Genomic DNA, 17,724 nt, shown 5'->3' on the forward strand with positions numbered 1-17,724 from the left:
ACTATGAAGAAGACAGTATTGGCAGGGGCTGCCGCCCTTCTCGCCGCCACCGCCCTGACATCGGCATCCGCTCTGGCGGACGACATCAAGCAGGGCGGATCGATGATCGTCACCTACAAGGACGACGTCTCGACGCTTGATCCGGCAATTGGCTACGACTGGCAGAACTGGTCGATGATCAAGAGCCTGTTCGACGGCCTGATGGACTATGAACCCGGCACCACCAACCTGATGACGGACCTGGCCGAGGACTACACGATTTCCGATGACGGCACGGTCTTCACCTTCAAGCTGCGCGAAGGTGTGAAGTTCCACAACGGCCGCGAGATGACCGCGGAAGACGTCAAATATTCTCTCGACCGTGTCACCAATCCGGCTACCCAGAGCCCCGGTGCCGGTTTCTTCGGCTCCATCAAGGGCTTTGATGCCGTGGCTGCCGGCGATGCCACCAGCCTGGAAGGTGTCACCGTCGTCGATCCCTATACGGTCAAGATCGAACTGTCCCGTCCGGATGCGACCTTCCTGCACGTGATGGCCATCAACTTCTCGTCCATCGTGCCGAAAGAGGCCGTGGAGGAATTTGGCGCCGACTTCGGAAAGCACCCGGTCGGCACCGGTGCGTTCTCGCTGGAAGAATGGACGCTCGGCCAGCGCCTGGTGTTCAAGCGCAACGAGGACTACTGGCGCGCAGGCGTGCCCAAGCTGGACGAAATCACCTTTGAAGTCGGCCAGGAGCCGGTGGTTGCGCTTCTGCGTCTGCAGCGCGGCGAAGCCGATATTCCGGGCGATGGCATTCCCCCGGCGAAGTTCCTGGAAGTGACCAAGGACCCGCAATACAAGGACCTGATCATCGAAGGTGGCCAGCTGCATACCGGCTATGTCACCATGAACGTGAAGATGCCGCCCTTCGACAAGCTGGAGGTGCGCAAGGCCGTCAACATGGCGATCAACAAGGATCGCGTCGTGCGCATCATCAATGGCCGCGCAGTCCCGGCAAACCAGCCGCTGCCGCCCACCATGCCGGGCTATGACAACGAGTACACCGGATATGCTTATGACCCGGAAGCCGCCAAGGCGCTTCTGGCCGAGGCCGGTCTGGCTGACGGGTTCGAAACCGAACTCTATGTCTACAACACCGACCCGAACCCGCGCATTGCCCAGTCCATCCAGGCCGACCTTGCCGAAATCGGCATCAAGGCTGAAATCAAGGCACTGGCCCAGGCCAACGTGATCGCGGCAGGCGGCGAGCCCGACCAGGCACCGATGATCTGGTCCGGCGGCATGGCCTGGATCGCCGACTTCCCGGATCCGTCCAACTTCTATGGCCCGATCCTGGGCTGTGCCGGCGCGGTCAAGGGCGGGTGGAACTGGTCCTGGTACTGCAACGAGGAGCTGGACAAGCAGGCCACTGCTGCCGACAGTATCACCGACCCGGCGAAGAAGGTCGAGCGTGAGGAAGCCTGGCGCAAGATCTTCATCTCGGTGATGGACGACGCTGCCTGGGCGCCGGTGTTCCACGAGCAGCGTTTCACGATGCGGTCCGAGCGGCTGGGTGGCCCCGACGCCATCTTCGTCGATCCGGTCCACATTCCTGTCAACTACGACTACGTTTGGGCGAAAGATGTGCAGTAACTGCAAGGCCGCTTACACGATCCACGCGGCACAGCACCACTTCGGTTGGGACAACTCCAATGCCCCGGCCGAAACGGTGGCACCGGGCACGGTGCTGGAATTCGAATGTCTCGACAGTTCGGCCGGGCAGCTCACGCCTGAAAGCACTGTCGCGGATGTTTCGACGCTGGATTTCGGCAAGATCAATCCGGTCAATGGCCCCATCTATGTGGATGGGGCCGAGCCGGGCGATGCGCTGGTGGTCAAGATCCACGAGTTCAAACCTTCCGGCTTCGGCTGGACCGCCAACATTCCGGGTTTCGGTTTGCTGGCAGACCAGTTCAAGGATCCGGCCCTGCATATCTGGTCCTATGACAAGGACAAGCTGGGAACCTCGGCGTTTGCCCCGTTTGGCAAGGTGCCGTTGAAGCCGTTTGCCGGTACCATCGGTGTCGCTCCGGCGGAAGCAGGTCTTCATTCCATCGTTCCGCCCCGGCGGGTCGGTGGCAATCTTGATATCCGCGACCTTGCCGCCGGAACAACGCTCTACCTGCCGGTGGAAGTTGCCGGAGCCCTGTTCTCCATCGGCGACACCCACGCGGCGCAGGGTGATGGCGAGGTCTGCGGAACCGCTATCGAAAGCCCGATGAACACGGTGGTCGAGCTGGACCTGATCAAGGGTGCCAATCTCAAGATGCCACGGTTCGAAACCCCGGGCCCGGTGACCCGCCATCTCGACGAGATGGGCTACGAAGTCACCACCGGTATCGGCAGCGATCTCTTCGAAGGCGCCCAGGCAGCCGTTTCCAACATGATCGACCTCCTGTGTGCCCGTCACGGCTACAGCGCGGTCGATGCCTACATGCTGTGTTCGGTCTGCGGCGATCTCCGGATTTCGGAAATCGTGGACATGCCCAACTGGGTGGTCTCGTTCTACTTCCCGAAAGTCGTGCTTCAGTAACGCAGCCGGGCGGCGGTCACCGCCGCCGCCCGTTTTCCAGAGTTCAAGAAAGACCAGGGCGTCCGGATGTCCAGCCAGTCAGACCATGTAGCCGTTGCCGAAGACGTCGTTCTTTCCGTAAGAGATCTGCGCACGGACGTCGCGACGCCTTCCGGCCGCAAGACCGTGGTCAAGGGCCTGTCGTTTGACCTGAAGCGCGGTGAAACCCTTTGTATCGCGGGCGAATCCGGATCCGGAAAGTCGATCACGGCTCTTTCCATCATGGGACTTCTGCCGGAGCCGATGGCCCGGGTCTCCGGTGGTGAGGTGCTGTTTCAGGGCAAGGATCTGATCAAGCTTCCCGAGGACGCCATGCGCCGCATTCGCGGCGGCGACATTGCCATGATCTTCCAGGAGCCGATGACCTCGCTCAATCCCGTGCTGACGGTTGGCCGACAGTTGCGTGAGGCGATCCTGGCGCATCAGGATGTCTCGGGTAGTGAAGCCAACAAGCGCGCGCTGGCAATGCTGGAATCGGTACGTCTGTCGGAGCCGGCACGGCGGCTGAAACAATATCCGCACGAGCTTTCCGGCGGCATGCGCCAGCGGGTAATGATCGCCATGGCGCTGGCCTGCAATCCGAAGGTGCTGATTGCCGATGAGCCGACGACGGCGCTCGACGTGACGATCCAGGCACAGATCCTGCAGCTGATCCGCGACTTGCAGCGCGATTTCGGCACGGCGGTAATCATGATCACCCACGACATGGGCGTCGTTGCCGAAATGGCCGACCGGGTGATCGTCATGAACCACGGCAACATCGTGGAAAGCGGCACGGCGTCAGACGTGTTCGAACGTCCGGCGGACAGTTACACACGGCACCTTCTGGAGGCCGTACCCAAGCTTGGCGCCATGACCGGTGTCGACAGTGCGGCCCGGAAAAAGGACCAGCCCGAAGCACCGGTCCTCGAGGTGGAAGACCTTGTCGTCCGCTTCGACCTGCATGGCGGCCTGCTCAATCGGGTGACATCCCGTGTTCATGCGGTCGAAGGCGTTTCTTTCACGCTGGCACCCGGGGAAACCCTTGGCCTCGTCGGAGAAAGCGGCTGCGGCAAGTCCACCATCGGCAAGGCGCTCATGAACCTGGTGCCCTGGGAAGGGAGCATCCGGGTCGCCGGCCAGCATGTCGGCATCGGCAGCGCACAGGAACAGCAGCGCCGCAGGCGCGACATGCAGATGATCTTTCAGGATCCCTATGCCTCCCTCGACCCACGCATGACCGTCGGCGAAATCGTCGGCGAACCACTGGTGATCCACGGTCTGGCGCGGGGCAAGGACCTGAAGGACAAGGTGGCATCGCTGTTCGACCGGGTCGGCCTTCCGGCCGATGTGATCACCCGGCATCCCCACGAATTCTCCGGTGGACAGCGCCAGCGCATCTGTATTGCCCGCGCACTGGCGCTTTCGCCCAAGGTCATTGTCGCGGATGAAAGCGTCTCGGCGCTCGATGTTTCGGTGCAGGCCCGTGTTCTGGATCTTCTGCAGGAACTGCAGGAGGATCTCGGCCTCTCGTACCTGTTCATTTCCCACGACATGGCGGTTGTCGAGCAGGTCTCGCATCGGATCGCGGTCATGTATCTCGGCCAGATCGTGGAGATGGGAACACGCCGTCAGGTGTTCGAAAACCCGCAGCACGACTATACCAAGCGACTGTTGAAGGCCGTGCCGATCCCCGATCCCAAGCGCCGGCGCACCGTTTTCGATGTTCCGACGGGCGAAATCCCATCACCGGTGCTGCCGCTTGGGCAATCGGTCGAGCGGGTCCGTTACCATGATGTCGGCGACCGGCATCTGGTGGCTGTCGCCTGAAGCCGTAGGAACCGAGCGTGGGGCTGGCGGCGCTTTACCTCGCATGCATCCTGCGAGAATGCACTGCAGGCATTACTCCCCGGCAAGTTCCTCGATGATGGGCGACGGCATGAAACTGTCGTAGAAGGCGTTCAAGTCGACCGGAGCCACCGCGAGGCAGGCGTTCACAAGGCGTTCGATCTCTGCGCGACTGGCGACGCGCGCACGTCCTTCGATAAGTTCCCTGTGCAGCCTTTCCAATGCCTGCCACTCTTTCGTTCGGGCAAGTGCCTCATCGCCGACAAGCGCGTAGAGAGTCGCGGGCTGAGCCTTGCCCTTGAGTGTAATCGACCCTGCTTCCAGAAGTGCCATGGCCTTGCACGCGGTGGCAGTTGTTTGCGTCAGCAAAATAGGCCAGCCGACCTGCTTGCAGGCTGTCTCGACTCTGGAAGCAACGTTGACGGCGTCACCGATGACCGAGTAGTTGAACCGCGAACTCGAGCCCATGTTGCCAACGCAACCAGGTCCGCTGTTCAGGCCGATGCCAATGCGGATGTCGCCCAATTTATGGGGTCCGGACTTGAAGCCGAAGGCATCCCGGTCGTTGAGTTCCTTGACGATTTTTATCATGTCCAGCGCAGCATGGGCGGCCTTGACCGGATGATCGGCAACGTCAAGCGGCGCGTTCCAGAACGCCATGATTGAATCGCCAATATATTTGTCGATTGCGCCTTCCCGTTTCTGGATGCATTCCGATAGTGGAGACAGCAGACGGTTCAGGAATGCGACCACGTCTTCAGGAGGCAGCTTTTCGGATATCGGCGTAAACCCCCTCACGTCCATGAACATCATCGTCATGTCGCGGATTTCGCCTCCGAGACGCAGCGTGTGAGGCTGCTCCTCCAGCTTTCTGAGCAAATCCGGTGCGAGATAGCGCTGGAACGCCCTTCGGACAAACCGCTTTTCCCGCTCCGCGAAGGCAAACATCAAGATTGTGGTCAGAAGAAAAATAAGCCCGGAAACCAGCATGGGGAAGACCGGATCCAGAAGGAGGCCATAGCTGGAAAAGGCAAACCAGCTTCCGCCGCTAACTGCCGCGCTCAGGACGGCGCCAACGGCAGCCGATGGGATCGCGCCCGTTGACGGCAATATGGCACCGATAATGAGCGTCACGATGAACAACGCCGCGATTTCGGCTCCTGTCGCCCAGTCGGGACGGTTGAGAAACGTGTTCGACAGGATCTGGTCAATGATCTGCTGATGCATGAAAACACCCGGAACGCTCTCGCCGAGAGCCGTGAGCCTGATGTCTCGCAATCCGGCAGCCGACGATCCGAAGAGGATGATGTGGCCCTCGATCAGCGGGGCCAGCTCCTCGTCCGACAGGTTCAGAAGATCCCGCGCAGAAAGATAGAGAGACGGGTCATTGCGCGAATAATAGATCAGCAGATGGCCATTGGCCGTCACCGGAACCTGGAACTCTCCAACCTTGAATTCAGTCATGGCGAGTGTTCCTGCACTGAACTCGCCGCTCGCTTCCGAAGTCTTGAGAACAAAGGTTTTGTCGCCAAGTGCGACACGAAGCGTCTCAAGTGCCAGGGCCGGATATATTTCACCGTTCGTGCCGGCGATGAACATTGGAACCTGGCGCACCACCCCGTCGGAATCCGCCTGCCCAAGGGAAATCGTACCACTTCCCTCCGCGACAGCCTGATAGGGCGGCAGGCTCATCACGCTGCCTCTGATCGGGTCGAGGAGCGGTGTCGGATCTTCCCCGAGGACGACGTAGGCAGCCTTGGCATCGGGCAGTCCCATTGCCGATCTCGGTTCGTTGAAAAACCCGAGGATCGTCGGTACCCCGGCCATTGATTGAACGAAAACAGCATCATTGTCGGGTATTCCCGAGAGCAGTGGCTTGATCTCGTCGCGGCCGGGCCAACCGCGTTCTTCCAGCTCCCGCAAGAACCCCGCCGGTCCCGTCCGGTCGGGCTCGGAAAACACCATGTCAAAGGCAGCGCAGGCGGCTCCCAGGTTCTGAATACGCTCCAGAAGTTTGGCAATCTGCGTACGCGGCCACGGCCATTGGCCTAGCTGCGCTATCGACTTCTCGTCGATGTCGATGATCCGGATCGGTTGCCCCAAAGCCTCCCTCGGTTTGAAACGCTGATAGGTGTCGAAGGTGATCCAGCGCAGGGACGCTATGAACGGGGGATCGGACAGGCGTAGTTCACGGGCGCCGAAAAGGAGGATCAGCGTCAGACCCAGGACGAAAACGTGCCTGTTGCGTAGCAAGTTGAAAAGCGTCTTTCCCACCGGCATGCCCCTGACCGACAGTGCTGTTCGGGAGCCGCGACACCGTTCCCATGTCTGGTGTCCACTCTACGCTAGAATACGCGTTTCTGAGAAAAATAGACCTTGACAAAAAGAACAATGTTTGAACCAGGAAATCGGAAACGATTCGTCTATTGGTTAAGGATGTGGTAAGATCTCATCGGTCGGGCCGGAGTGGGAGCTATGAGGTTTGCCCCGGTTTTAATAGTTTTATCGTTATCCATCTTTTATTCGTCGGTGTCCTTGGCCGACAAGGTTGGCATAACTGTTGATGCAAGAAAGACCGTCAAAGCGACGGGGGGAGGTGACCCCCGCATCTTGGCATCAAACACATCCATTTTCAGGGACGACCGGTTGCGTGCCAATTCCAGCGGAAACGCACAGATCCGGCTGATCGACGGCACCAAGATTGTTGTCGGTCCCAATGCGGATGTGAAGATCGATGACTTCGTGATCACGGGTCAGACTGTTAGCAAGCTTACTGTTAGTGCAACGCGCGGCGCCTTCCGCTTCATCAGCGGGCGCAGCAAGTCTTCCGCCTACAGCATACGGACACCGAATGGCACGATCGGCGTGCGGGGCACGGCTTTCGATGTGACAATCACGCCTCAGGGAACCAATGTCGCCCTGTTGCGCGGTGCGATCAACGCATGCGACAGGAGCGGGCGCTGTCAATTGGTCCGAAACCGGTGTGACTATGTCCTTATCGGTCGGCGCGGGGTGAAACAGGATCGGCTGAATTCGGATGCACTCAGAAATCGGTCGAAGTCACTCTTTCCGCTACTCGTAAATGAGTCGAACCTGAACAGACAGTTCAGGCAGCGCGGATCTGGATGCACCGTGAAAAATGCGAGGCTGGCACCCGATCGGGTTCCCGAGCAGCAACCCAGGAACATTTTCCGCGCCCTCTTCAGTCCGCGACAACCAACCGAGAACCTGAACAGCCCCGAGCGAAGCAGCCCCGAGCCGAACAGCCCAGGTTCGAATAGCTCAGAGCCGAGCAATTCCGTTTCCAGTTCGCCAGAACCGGCGACACAATCTGGCGGTGCGCCTGCGAGCGCTGGCGTTCCCAACAATCCGGGCAACGGCAATGCTGTCGGCAATGCGGGAGAAAGATTCTCCGGCGGCTCTCGCGGAAACAGTGCAAACGCACCCGGCCAGAGCAGCGATTCACCGGGCAGGAGCGGCAGCACACCGGGAGAAAACAGACAGGCCCGCAACCAGGCTGAACGCCGCAATAATTAGCCTTTTATCAGGCGGGCGGCGCGCCGATGGCATCCGGATGGGCGTCCTTGAACGCGTCGAGCGCTTCGGCGGCAGCAGCAGCACGCAGAATTTTCGGAAATCCGGAAACATCCACACCCCAGCGATTGGCGTTATAGAGCTGAGGCATCAGGCAGCAGTCGGCCATGCTCGGCGTTTTGCCGTGGCAGAACGGACCGTTGTCATCCAGAAGGTTCTCGAAGGCGGCAAGGCCCTTGCCGATAAAGCGCTGCATCCAGGCTTTCTTGGCATCATCGCCACCGCCGGTCAGCTCCGCCACATGACCAACAATCCCGAGATTGCAGACCGGGTGGATTTCCATGGCAATGGCATAGGAGAGCTGACGCACCCGGTACTGGCCGTCGACATCGTCCGGCATCAAGGTCGAACCGGGTGTGGTTGCATGCAGATATTCGATGATGGCCAGCGACTGGGTCAGCGTCTTGCCGTCAACGATCAGCGCAGGCAGCAGGCCCTGAGGGTTGAGAGCGAGATAGTCATCTTCCAGATGGGCGCGGGTCAGAAGGTTCACCGGCCGGTAGTCAACATCGAGCTTCAGCAGATTGAGCGCAATGCGCACGCGATAGCTCGCCGAGGACCGCCAGTAGTCATATAAAACAATATCTTTCGCCACGAATCCCTCCCAGCAACACGGTGTGCATTGATACACTTATTTGGCCATGAATTGGCAAGTCCGTGTGCGCGGAACGGCATCAAAAGCCGATTTTTTGCTGAGCCGGTGAAGAAGCCCTTGCCGTTATCTTTTCTCTTCTTCTGTAGGTCATCCCGGGTCTCGCGATGCTCGCCCGGGGTGACTTCGAAGTTTGCGGCCAGGTTCGCAGGTCAGGACAGGACAAGGTCCTTTTCTCGGGCAGCAGGCGTTTTGCGTGTCCTTGCTGGTGAGGGCTGCGGAACCGCCGGTGCCTTGCCTTTCTGCGGTTTGCCGGCGACATAGACCTCGTCGATGGCCCGGTCGTCGCCCAGCATCTGCAGAACGAAAAGCTCTTCCGCAAGGGTCGAAGCGCGCTCCATGCGCAGGGCCATCGCCTCGGTTGCACGGCTGTCCAGCACCACGATGTCCGCTTCCGTGCCTTCGTCCAGGGTGCCGATCCTGTCTTCCAGGCCGAGCGCGACGGCATTGCCGCGGGTGATCCAGTGGAAGGCGCGGAAGGGATGCAGTTTCTGGTCCTGCAGCTGCAGGATCTTGTAACCCTCGTTCAGTGTCTGCAGCATGGAATAGCTGGTGCCGGCGCCGATGTCGGTGGCAATGGCGTTGACGATGCCCTTCGAGCGCAAGCCTGCATCATCGAAAAGACCGCTGCCGAGGAAGAGGTTCGACGTCGGGCAGAACACCGGTCGGGCGCCGGTTTCGGCCAGCGCATCAATCTCGCGCTGTTCCAGGTGGATCGAGTGGCCGAGCAGCATCTTGTCCGACAGGAGGCCGTAGCGCTGGTAGACATCGAGATAGTCGCGGGCTTCCGGGTAAAGCTCCAGCGTGTAGGCGATCTCGGTTTTGTTTTCCGACAGATGGGTCTGGACGAAGCAGTCCGGATGCTCGGCAACCAGCGCGCCGGCCATCTCCATCTGTTCCGGAGTTGAGGTGATCGCGAAGCGCGGCGTAATGGCGTAGCTCGCACGCCCTCGTCCATGCCATTTGGCGATCAGGTCCTTCGTGTCGTCGTAGCCGGATTGCGGCGTGTCGCGCAGCCCGTCCGGGGCGTTGCGGTCCATCAGCACCTTGCCGCCGATCATCCGCATGTTGCGCTGCTCGGCTTCCTCGAAATAGGCCTCCGCCGAGGCCTTGTGAACCGAACAATAGGCAACGGCCGTCGTGGTGCCATGGTCGGTCAGCAGGTCGAAGAAGCGGCAGGCCATGGCGGCAGCATGGCCTTCATCCGCAAAGCGGGTTTCTTCCGGGAAGGTGTAGGTGTTCAGCCAGTCAAGAAGCTGTGCCCCCCAGGACGCGACGATCTGCACCTGCGGAAAATGGATATGGGTATCGATGAACCCCGCCATCAGCAGTTTCGGCCGGTGATCGATGATTTCCGCATCACCCGCCCCGGCAACCACTTCGCAATAGCTGCCACGCCGCAGGATGAGGCCGTTTTCGATCAGAAGCGCACCATCCTCGATGTAATCGAAGGCGGAGGTGTCGTCCGGGGATTGCGGCTCGGCTGAAAAAGTCAGCAGGCGGCCACGAAGCAAGAGACGGTCGGAAGGCATCGAGAAAGGTCCCGTTTGTCGGAGTTCGGGGCGGAAGATCCGCCCCGAAGTGGTTTTAGGTCTGGTTCATTCGCCCGGGCTGACCTGGGCAGTGGCAATCGGCTCGGCTTCCGGCTCTGCCGCGTCTTCACGGTGGAAGATCGGGTAGATGAACAGGAAGGCGGCGGCGATCAGGTAGCCGAGGCTGACGGTGGTAAATTCCGGCCAGTGAAGCGTTGCCGAATGGATGATCCCGACCGAGGCCATGGCAAAGGCGGCAAAGGCGAAGCCACCGGCATTGCGGAACTTGCCGTCAATGACGCTGGCAACGATGGCGCCCCAGATGAGACCCGTCAGGATGGCACCCTGGCTGAGGGCGAGGTGACCTTCGTAATGGGCGCCCTGCTGCAGCAGCGCTGCGGTCAGTTTCGGATCGCCAAGGGCCAGCATGCCGGTGGCCCCGGTCGCGCCGAGCGCGCCGATCAGTGAGCCCCACTTGATGATGAGGAAGCTGGAGACGTGCGGCATCATTGCGATGGTGACGGCGGCCATATGGTCGGTACGCACGGCATGGGCGGTGTTGGTGATGAGGCTGAGCGCGACGAACACCAGGACGGGGGCGGCAGCGGCCACCGGGATCAAGTTGTTCAGGAAGGCAAGCAATCCGAAAAAGGCCGCCAGCGGAATGACCGCGCCGACGCCGATCACGTATCCTGCATGAGCACCCATGCGCTTGTAGGCCGGATGGCCGATATAGGCGGTCGTCGGGAAGGGCGAACCGAACAGCGCGCCGATCATGGTGCCGACACCGTCGGTGATCTGGCAGGTTGCCACCGGATAGTGGTCGCCTGCGGCTTCCGCGCTCTCCACGTTGTTCATCGTTTCGATGAAATTGTAGATCTGCACCGGCACCAGCACCAGGAACAGCTCCGGATGGTTGAACAGGTGCTGGATCCCGGCCATCAGGTCGCCAAGGTAGGGAACGGGCGGATAGAAGCCGACGCCCTCGAAGCTGATCGTCGATTGACCGGTGGCCAGCGCGACCCCGGTGCCGACCATCAGGGCCAGCAGGCCGGCCGGAATGTTGAACGGCAGGCGGAACCGGCCGACGAGACCCCACAGGATGATGATCATCGAGGCAAAGCCAATGAACGGGTTCTCGAACACCGTTGCCAGCGGCACGGTGCCGATGAACACCAGGGCGATGCCGCACAAGGTGCCGAGCATGCCTGCACGCGGGGTCACCTTTTTCAGCCAGGGACCGACAAGCGCACCAAGGGCCGCGACGATGCCGCCCATGAAGCCCGCGCCGATGCCGACCTGCCAGGCAAGAACCGGATCATTGGTCGCCCAGTAGATCGGTCCGATGACGCCGAAGAGATAGACGAACATCACCGGTGTCGAAATGCCGTAAGGCAGCGCGGTGACATCCCGGCCATGCTGTGCGGCGGCGCGTTTGGCCAGCAGGACATAGGCAGCGACACCGGCCAGGATCGCAATGGCGGCACCCGGCACGATCTTGCCGTAGACAATGTCCGCCGGCATCTGGAATACGAACTGGCAGATGCCTGCCAGGACCATGAGGTTTACGAGGTTGTCGGTGAACAGGGCCCAGAAGGCGCTGAAGTCCCCCCTCGAAAACAAAGTGTAGTCGTTCCTCCCAACCCGCATGTCGGGTCTCCTTTCAGGGTAAGACAGCCGTCCTGTTCCATCTCCCAAAGGACAGGGCAGCCGTTGTTTCACTGCGCGGCCTCCAGCAGCGCAGCCTCCTCCGTATCGCCGGCAGCTCTTGCGCCCGAGGTCAGGGCGGTCAGGACTTCTGCGGCGACAAAAGCGGCGATGATCTCGGGGCGCTTGTCCCGGCTGGCGGTTGCGCCGATCGGGCAGGTCAGCTGGTCGATGGAAAGGCCATTGCAATGGCTGTTGCACCAGGAGCGCAGCTTGGCGCGTTTTGTGGCCGACCCGATCATGCCGACGTAGGACGCATGGCCGATCTCCAGCGCGGCCGACGTCAGCAGGAAGTCCAGACCGTGGTCATGGGTCAGCACGATAAAGGCGCTGCCCGCAGGCGCATTGTAGATTTCGACTTCCGGAATGGCCCGCAGGCGCATGTCGACACGCGCCTGGCATTGCGCCAGCTCTTCCTTGCGCATGTCGACCAGTACGCAGTGAACCGGGGCATGCTGCAGCAGGTTGGCAATCGCCCGGCCGACATGTCCCGCGCCCATGACATAGACATGCGGCAGCGCATCGTCCTCGTCCCGCAGGCGGCTGATGACTGCCTGCCGTTCGGCTTTGCGCATGCGTGCAAGTGATATTTCCACCCGTCCGCCGCAGCACTGGCCGATTTCCGGGCCGAGCGGCAAGTCGAGCCTGGAGGAAAGCGTGCCGTCGGCCAGCATCGAACGGGCCTGGGTAATGACGATGTGCTCCAGTTGGCCGCCGCCGATGGTGCCGAAGAGGCTGTTCGGGGCAACGAACATCTCCGTTCCGGCTTCCCGAGGGGACGATCCTCGAACCCGCGTCAGCACGACACGGACGATCGGGTGGGCTGAGCCGAAGAAGCTTTCGGTCTGGCTGGAGCGCATTGTCATGATTTACTCCCGGGTTTTCAGCCGCTCGATGGCCATCAGCACCCGCTCCGGCGTTGCCGGGGCATCAAGGCGCGGGCATTCGCGGTAATCGGCGACACTGGCAACGGCCATGGAAAGCGCCTCGAAGACGGACACACCCAGCATGAAGGGCGGTTCGCCCACGGCCTTGGAGCGCTTGATGGTGCGTTCCTTGTTTTCCGACCATTCGGCAAGCTTCACGGTGAACTGGCGTGGCCGGTCGGAGGCGAGCGGGATCTTGTAGGTCGACGGCGCGTGGGTCCTGAGGCTTCCGGCCTGGTCCCACCACAGTTCTTCCGTCGTCAGCCAGCCCATGCCCTGAATGAAGGCACCTTCCACCTGACCCTTGTCGAGGATCGGGTTCAGCGACTTGCCGACGTCATGCAGGATATCGGTCCGCTCCACCCGGTATTCACCGGTCAGTGTGTCGACGGAAACTTCCGAGCAGGATGCGCCATAGGCGAAATAGTAGAACGGACGGCCCTTTCCGGCGGCGCGGTCCCAATGGATCTTCGGCGTCTTGTAGAAGCCGGCAGCCGACAGGTGCACACGGGCCATGTAGGCCTGGCGGACAAGATCATTGAAGGACACCAGTTCGGACCCGATCTCGACCATGTTGTTATGGAAACGGATGGTTTCCGGTTCCGTGTTCCAGCGCTCGGCGGCAAAGGCGACCAGACGTTCCTTCAGCTGTTCGGCCGCATTCAAGGCGGCCATGCCGTTGAGGTCGGAACCCGATGAGGCAGCGGTTGCCGATGTATTCGGCACCTTTTCGGTCGTCGTCTTGGTGATCTTGATGCGCTCGAAATCCACCTGGAAGGCATCTGCCACGACCTGGGCCACCTTGGTGTTCAGGCCCTGGCCCATTTCGGTGCCGCCATGGTTCAGGTGGATCGATCCGTCATTGTAGATGTGGATCAGCGCGCCGGCCTGATTGTACCAGGTGGCTGTAAAAGAAATGCCGAACTTGACCGGTGTCAGCGCAATACCCCGTTTTAGTATGGAGGAACGGGCATTGTGCTGCGTGATCGCCTCACGGCGGGCCTGGTAGTCAGAGGAGCTTTCGAGTTCTCCGATCAAGCGCGGCAAGATGTTGTCCTCGACCTCCTGGTGATAGGGGGTGAGGAGACGGCCGTCGTTGCGGTCGCCATAGAAATTGGCCTTGCGGATCTCCAGCGGGTCCTTGCCGAGCGCATAGGCGATCTCCTCGATCATGCGTTCGGCGGCAACCACGCCCTGCGGCCCGCCGAACCCTCGGAAAGCAGTGTTCGAGACCGTGTTGGTTTTCATCGGCCGGCTGGTGAGCCGGACATTCGGATAGAAATAGGCATTGTCCGCGTGGAACAGCGCGCGGTCGGTGACCGGCCCGGAAAGGTCGGAAGAATAACCGCAACGGGCCGCGAAGGTGCCGTCGACAGCCTCGATCCGGCCGATGTCGTCGAAGGCAACGTCGTAGTCGACCACGAAGTCGTGCCGCTTGCCGGTGGCGGTCATGTCCTGGTCGCGGTCCGGGCGGATCTTTACCGGGCAGTTCCACTTCTTCGCGGCGATGGCAGCCACCGCGCAGAAGAGGTTCATCTGGCTTTCCTTACCGCCGAAGCCACCGCCCATGCGGCGGACGTTGACCGTGACCGCGTTCGACGGCACGCCGAGCACATGGGCAACCATGTGCTGTGCCTCGCTCGGGTGCTGGGTCGAGCAGTGGACAGCGACGTCGTCGTCCTCACCCGGAATGGCAAAGGCGATCTGGCCTTCCAGGTACATGTGGTCCTGGCCGCCGATCGTCATCCGGCCCTGGATGCGATTCTTCGCGCTGTCGAAGGCAGGGGCGATGTCGCCGCGTTCCAGCTTCAGCGGTGCGGTGACATGCGGATAGCCGGCATCCATCGCACTGACGGGATCAAGCGCATGCGGCAGGACCTCATAGTCGATCTTTGCCAGTTCGGTGGCCCGCCGGGCAGCGTCGCGGCTTGTTGCGATGACGGCAAACAGCGGCTGACCATGGAATTCCGTCTTGTCGACCGGGAACACCGGTTCGTCGTTCTGGCCCGTGGGGCTGATGTCGTTGCAGCCCGGAACGTCGGCCGCCGTCAGCACTCCGATGACACCGGGAGCTGCCAGAACCGCCTCCAGATCCATTGACTTGATCAGGCCGTGGGCAACCGTGGACGTGCCGAGGTAGGCATGCAGGGTGCCCTGCGGTTCGGCAAGGTCGTCGCAATATTCTGCCCGGCCGGTAACGTGCTTTTCCGCGCTGTCGTGGCGGCGGTCGGTATGGACAGCGCCGCTGATCGACTTCTTGGCGTCCGTGATGATGTCGTGTTTCATGTGGTTCGCCTCAAAACTCAAGCAGACAGCAGATCGACCGCTTCCGAGGTCGTTTCGTCATGGGTCAGGAAGAAGCGCTGCAGCAGGTTGCGCGCGGCAGTCGCCCGGTACTCGGCCGAGGCGCGCCAGTCGGAAAGCGGTGTGAAATCGGCTTCCAGCGCCTTGCCGGCAGCCAGGAACGCAGCTTCCCCCCAGGGCTGGCCGCGCAGCGCGGCTTCTGCTTTGGCGGCCCGCTTCGGCGTGCCGGCCATGCCGCCGAATGCCAGGCGGCAATCGGTGATGCGGCCTTCGGAAACGGTCACGCAGAAACCGGCGGCGACAGACGAGATATCCTCGTCCCGGCGCTTGGAAATCTTGTAGGCAGCGTGAAACTGGCCGGAACGGGGTCGCGGGATCAGGATGCTCTCGACGAATTCGGAGGGCGCCCGGTCCTGTTTGCCGTATTCGATGAAGAACTGCTCCAGTGGCAGGCTGCGCTGCGTGGCTCCCTTGCGCAGAACGATTTGGGCCCCGAGCGCGATCAGCACGGGCGGCGTATCGCCGATCGGCGATCCATTGGCGATGTTGCCGCCGATGGTGCCCATGTTGCGCACCTGTTGGCCGGCGATCCGGTCCCAGTAGCTTTTCAGATGCGGAAAAATCTCGCAGATGGTCGCCTGTGCTTCCGAGTAGGTGACGCCTGCACCAATCTCCAGCGCTGTGTCGCTCAAGGTGACCGATTTCAGCTCTTGAAGGTGGCTGATGAAGACGGCCGGGCCGATGGGGCGCATGAACTTGGTGACCCAGAGACCGACATCGGTGGAACCCGCAACAATGGTCGCCTGCGGAAAGTCTTCCAGAACGGCTGCGAAGTCGGCGACATCCGCCGGAAGGATCGCCTTGTTGTCGTCAGGGCCGGTGACGACACGGCGGCCGTCGGAAAGCGCTGCCAGCCGTTCGGTGATGGTTGCCCGTTCCGTTTCCAGGAAATCCTGCGCCGGCGAGCCGTAGCGGTTGGCGGCCATGGCGGCGGCAATGATTGGCTGATAGCCGGTGCAGCGGCAGAGATTGCCCTGGATCGCGCTTTCGACTTCCGTTTCTGTCGGTTGCGGATTGCCCATCCACAGCGCGTAGAGCGACATGACGAAGCCTGGGGTGCAGAAGCCGCACTGGCTGCCGTGGAAATCGACCATCGCCTGCTGGATCGGATGCAGACCACCGTTTTCTCCCCGCAGATGCTCGATGGTGACCACGTGGCATCCATCAAGCGACGCGAGAAACCGGATGCAGGCATTGACGGTCTCATATTTCAGAACGCCGCCGGCCAGCCGGCCGACCAACACTGTGCAGGCCCCGCAGTCGCCTTCCGCACAGCCTTCCTTGGAGCCCGTCAGCCGGCGTTCCAGGCGCAGGTAGTCGAGCAGGGTCTTGTCGGCAGGCGCATCCGTGACAATCACGTCGGCGCCGTTCAGCAGAAACCGGATTTCTGTGCGGTGGGTCATCGCGTCCTCGGGCAAAGTCTTCTCTCAGCCGAGGACGGTACGCTTCAGGACACTTGCAAAAAATCCGGTGATTCCGGAAATTCTTTCAACAGATCATTGAAAATGGCCGTGCGATACTGTGGCTCGGGAAATGCGACCAAAGTCGATCATGAGAACGAGCGCCCTGTAATCGCACGAGAATTCAAATCCGAGGCAAGAGGCCATGTCCTATCTGGAATCCCTGCGCGTCTTCACACGCGTGGTCGAACTGGGCAGCATCACATCCGGCGGACGCGACTTGCGCCTGACACCGGCGGTTGCCAGCAAGCGCATAAAGGAGCTGGAAAAGCATCTCGGCGTGCGGCTCTTCAACCGCACCACAAGGTCCCTCACGCCGACCGAGGTCGGCAAGGTGTTCTACGATTATGCGGTGAAGGCGCTGGAATCCATCGAAGACGCGGAAGCCGCGGTCGCCAGCTTTTCCGATACGCCGCGCGGGGTCATCCGGGTCACGGCACCGCTTGGTGCCGGCCGGCGCATCATCGCCCCGCTGGTGCCGCGTTTCGTTGAAAAATTCCCGGCAACGGAAGTGCATATGCGCCTGTCGGACCGCAAGGTCGACATCCTGTCCGACGGGCTGGACGTCGCTTTTTTCATCGGCACCCCGCAGGATTCCAATCTGAAGCTGCGCAAGATATCCGATTGCCCCCGGGTGCTCTGCGCGGCTCCGGAGTACCTGGAAAAGCACGGTACGCCCCGTACCCCGGATGATCTCCTGAGCGACGAGCATAATTGCCTGCTGCTGCGCTACCCGCGCTCGCCGGAATATTACTGGGTTCTGCAGACACCGGCCGGGCCGCGCAAGCTTCAGGTTTCCGGCAAGATGGATGCCGACCATGGCGACGTTCTCACCGACTGGGCCTTGTCAGGATACGGCATCGTCAACAAGCCAAGGTTCGACGTAGCCCAGCATCTGGAAAGCGGCCGTCTGGTGGAGATCCTGAAGGATACGCCGCCTCCCCCCACCATCTTCGGCTGCCTCTATCCGCACAGGCGCCTTCAGGACCCGAAGATCCGCCACTTCGTGGATTTCGTGATCAGCAACGCGGATGTGGCCGGGTAGGGCCTG

General features: G+C 61.3%; 12 protein-coding genes. 5 read left to right on the plus strand and 7 right to left on the minus strand.

The window, feature by feature from the left end; translation table 11 throughout:
• Positions 1 to 3 precede the first annotated feature (3 nt).
• The 3 genes from ACVDG9_RS00110 (at position 4) to ACVDG9_RS00120 (ending at position 4,420) form a co-directional block, all read left to right on the plus strand.
• Entirely contained in the window at positions 4 to 1,632 is a 1,629-nt protein-coding gene (locus ACVDG9_RS00110) for an ABC transporter substrate-binding protein (protein WP_447237009.1), read from the plus strand.
• Positions 1,622 to 2,572, plus strand: a complete 951-nt coding sequence (locus tag ACVDG9_RS00115) for an acetamidase/formamidase family protein (RefSeq protein WP_022999313.1) — start codon at positions 1,622 to 1,624, stop codon at positions 2,570 to 2,572. Before ACVDG9_RS00110 ends, ACVDG9_RS00115 begins: the two co-directional genes overlap by 11 nt.
• A 66-nt stretch (positions 2,573 to 2,638) precedes the next feature.
• Positions 2,639 to 4,420, plus strand: coding sequence for an ABC transporter ATP-binding protein (locus ACVDG9_RS00120; RefSeq protein WP_062491175.1), 1,782 nt, complete (start codon positions 2,639 to 2,641; stop codon positions 4,418 to 4,420).
• 72 nt (positions 4,421 to 4,492) lie between these two features.
• Here the strand turns inward: ACVDG9_RS00120 and ACVDG9_RS00125 are convergent, their stop codons facing one another.
• A complete protein-coding gene (locus tag ACVDG9_RS00125; protein ID WP_447237010.1) occupies positions 4,493 to 6,712 on the minus strand; it encodes a CHASE2 domain-containing protein in 2,220 nt (739 codons plus the stop codon).
• Positions 6,713 to 7,084: 372 nt separating this feature from the next.
• On the opposite strand from ACVDG9_RS00125, the gene ACVDG9_RS00130 reads away from it, so the two are divergent.
• Complete coding sequence (locus ACVDG9_RS00130; RefSeq protein WP_447237011.1) at positions 7,085 to 7,975, plus strand: FecR family protein; 891 nt, start codon at positions 7,085 to 7,087, stop codon at positions 7,973 to 7,975.
• 7 nt (positions 7,976 to 7,982) lie between these two features.
• On the opposite strand, the gene maiA is transcribed toward ACVDG9_RS00130, so the two are convergent.
• The 6 genes from maiA to xdhA form a co-directional block, all read right to left on the minus strand.
• Complete coding sequence (maiA, locus tag ACVDG9_RS00135; protein WP_447237012.1) at positions 7,983 to 8,627, minus strand: maleylacetoacetate isomerase; 645 nt, start codon at positions 8,625 to 8,627, stop codon at positions 7,983 to 7,985.
• Between the two features lie 209 nt (positions 8,628 to 8,836).
• Positions 8,837 to 10,216: a guanine deaminase gene (guaD, locus tag ACVDG9_RS00140; RefSeq protein WP_447237013.1), complete on the minus strand. Its 1,380-nt coding sequence runs from the start codon at positions 10,214 to 10,216 to the stop codon at positions 8,837 to 8,839.
• A 66-nt stretch (positions 10,217 to 10,282) separates the two neighbouring features.
• Positions 10,283 to 11,866 carry a permease family protein gene (locus ACVDG9_RS00145; protein ID WP_031268760.1) on the minus strand — a complete coding sequence of 528 codons (1,584 nt, stop codon included), beginning with the start codon at positions 11,864 to 11,866 and terminating at the stop codon, positions 10,283 to 10,285.
• A 68-nt stretch (positions 11,867 to 11,934) separates the two neighbouring features.
• Positions 11,935 to 12,789: a xanthine dehydrogenase accessory protein XdhC gene (xdhC, locus tag ACVDG9_RS00150; RefSeq protein WP_447237014.1), complete on the minus strand. Its 855-nt coding sequence runs from the start codon at positions 12,787 to 12,789 to the stop codon at positions 11,935 to 11,937.
• A 3-nt stretch (positions 12,790 to 12,792) separates the two neighbouring features.
• Positions 12,793 to 15,135 (minus strand): xanthine dehydrogenase molybdopterin binding subunit, encoded by a 2,343-nt coding sequence (gene xdhB / locus ACVDG9_RS00155; RefSeq protein WP_447237015.1) that lies wholly within the window; start codon positions 15,133 to 15,135, stop codon positions 12,793 to 12,795.
• Between the two features lie 17 nt (positions 15,136 to 15,152).
• On the minus strand, positions 15,153 to 16,616 hold the full coding sequence (gene xdhA / locus ACVDG9_RS00160; RefSeq protein ID WP_447237016.1) for a xanthine dehydrogenase small subunit: 1,464 nt from the start codon (positions 16,614 to 16,616) through the stop codon (positions 15,153 to 15,155).
• Positions 16,617 to 16,818: 202 nt separating this feature from the next.
• Here xdhA and ACVDG9_RS00165 point away from each other — a divergent pair, with 202 nt between their 5' ends.
• Positions 16,819 to 17,718 carry a LysR family transcriptional regulator gene (locus ACVDG9_RS00165; protein ID WP_022999303.1) on the plus strand — a complete coding sequence of 300 codons (900 nt, stop codon included), beginning with the start codon at positions 16,819 to 16,821 and terminating at the stop codon, positions 17,716 to 17,718.
• Positions 17,719 to 17,724: the final 6 nt, after the last annotated feature.

This window comes from Roseibium sp. RP-7, assembly GCF_053005225.1.

Coding starts and splice junctions, on each gene's coding strand:
- ACVDG9_RS00110 (WP_447237009.1), top strand. CDS start 4: ATGAAGAAGACAGTATTGGCAGGGGCTGCCGCCCTTCTCGCCGCCACC.
- ACVDG9_RS00115 (WP_022999313.1), top strand. CDS start 1,622: ATGTGCAGTAACTGCAAGGCCGCTTACACGATCCACGCGGCACAGCAC.
- ACVDG9_RS00120 (WP_062491175.1), top strand. CDS start 2,639: ATGTCCAGCCAGTCAGACCATGTAGCCGTTGCCGAAGACGTCGTTCTT.
- guaD (WP_447237013.1), bottom strand. CDS start 10,216: ATGCCTTCCGACCGTCTCTTGCTTCGTGGCCGCCTGCTGACTTTTTCA.
- ACVDG9_RS00145 (WP_031268760.1), bottom strand. CDS start 11,866: ATGCGGGTTGGGAGGAACGACTACACTTTGTTTTCGAGGGGGGACTTC.
- xdhC (WP_447237014.1), bottom strand. CDS start 12,789: ATGACAATGCGCTCCAGCCAGACCGAAAGCTTCTTCGGCTCAGCCCAC.
- xdhB (WP_447237015.1), bottom strand. CDS start 15,135: ATGAAACACGACATCATCACGGACGCCAAGAAGTCGATCAGCGGCGCT.
- xdhA (WP_447237016.1), bottom strand. CDS start 16,616: ATGACCCACCGCACAGAAATCCGGTTTCTGCTGAACGGCGCCGACGTG.
- ACVDG9_RS00165 (WP_022999303.1), top strand. CDS start 16,819: ATGTCCTATCTGGAATCCCTGCGCGTCTTCACACGCGTGGTCGAACTG.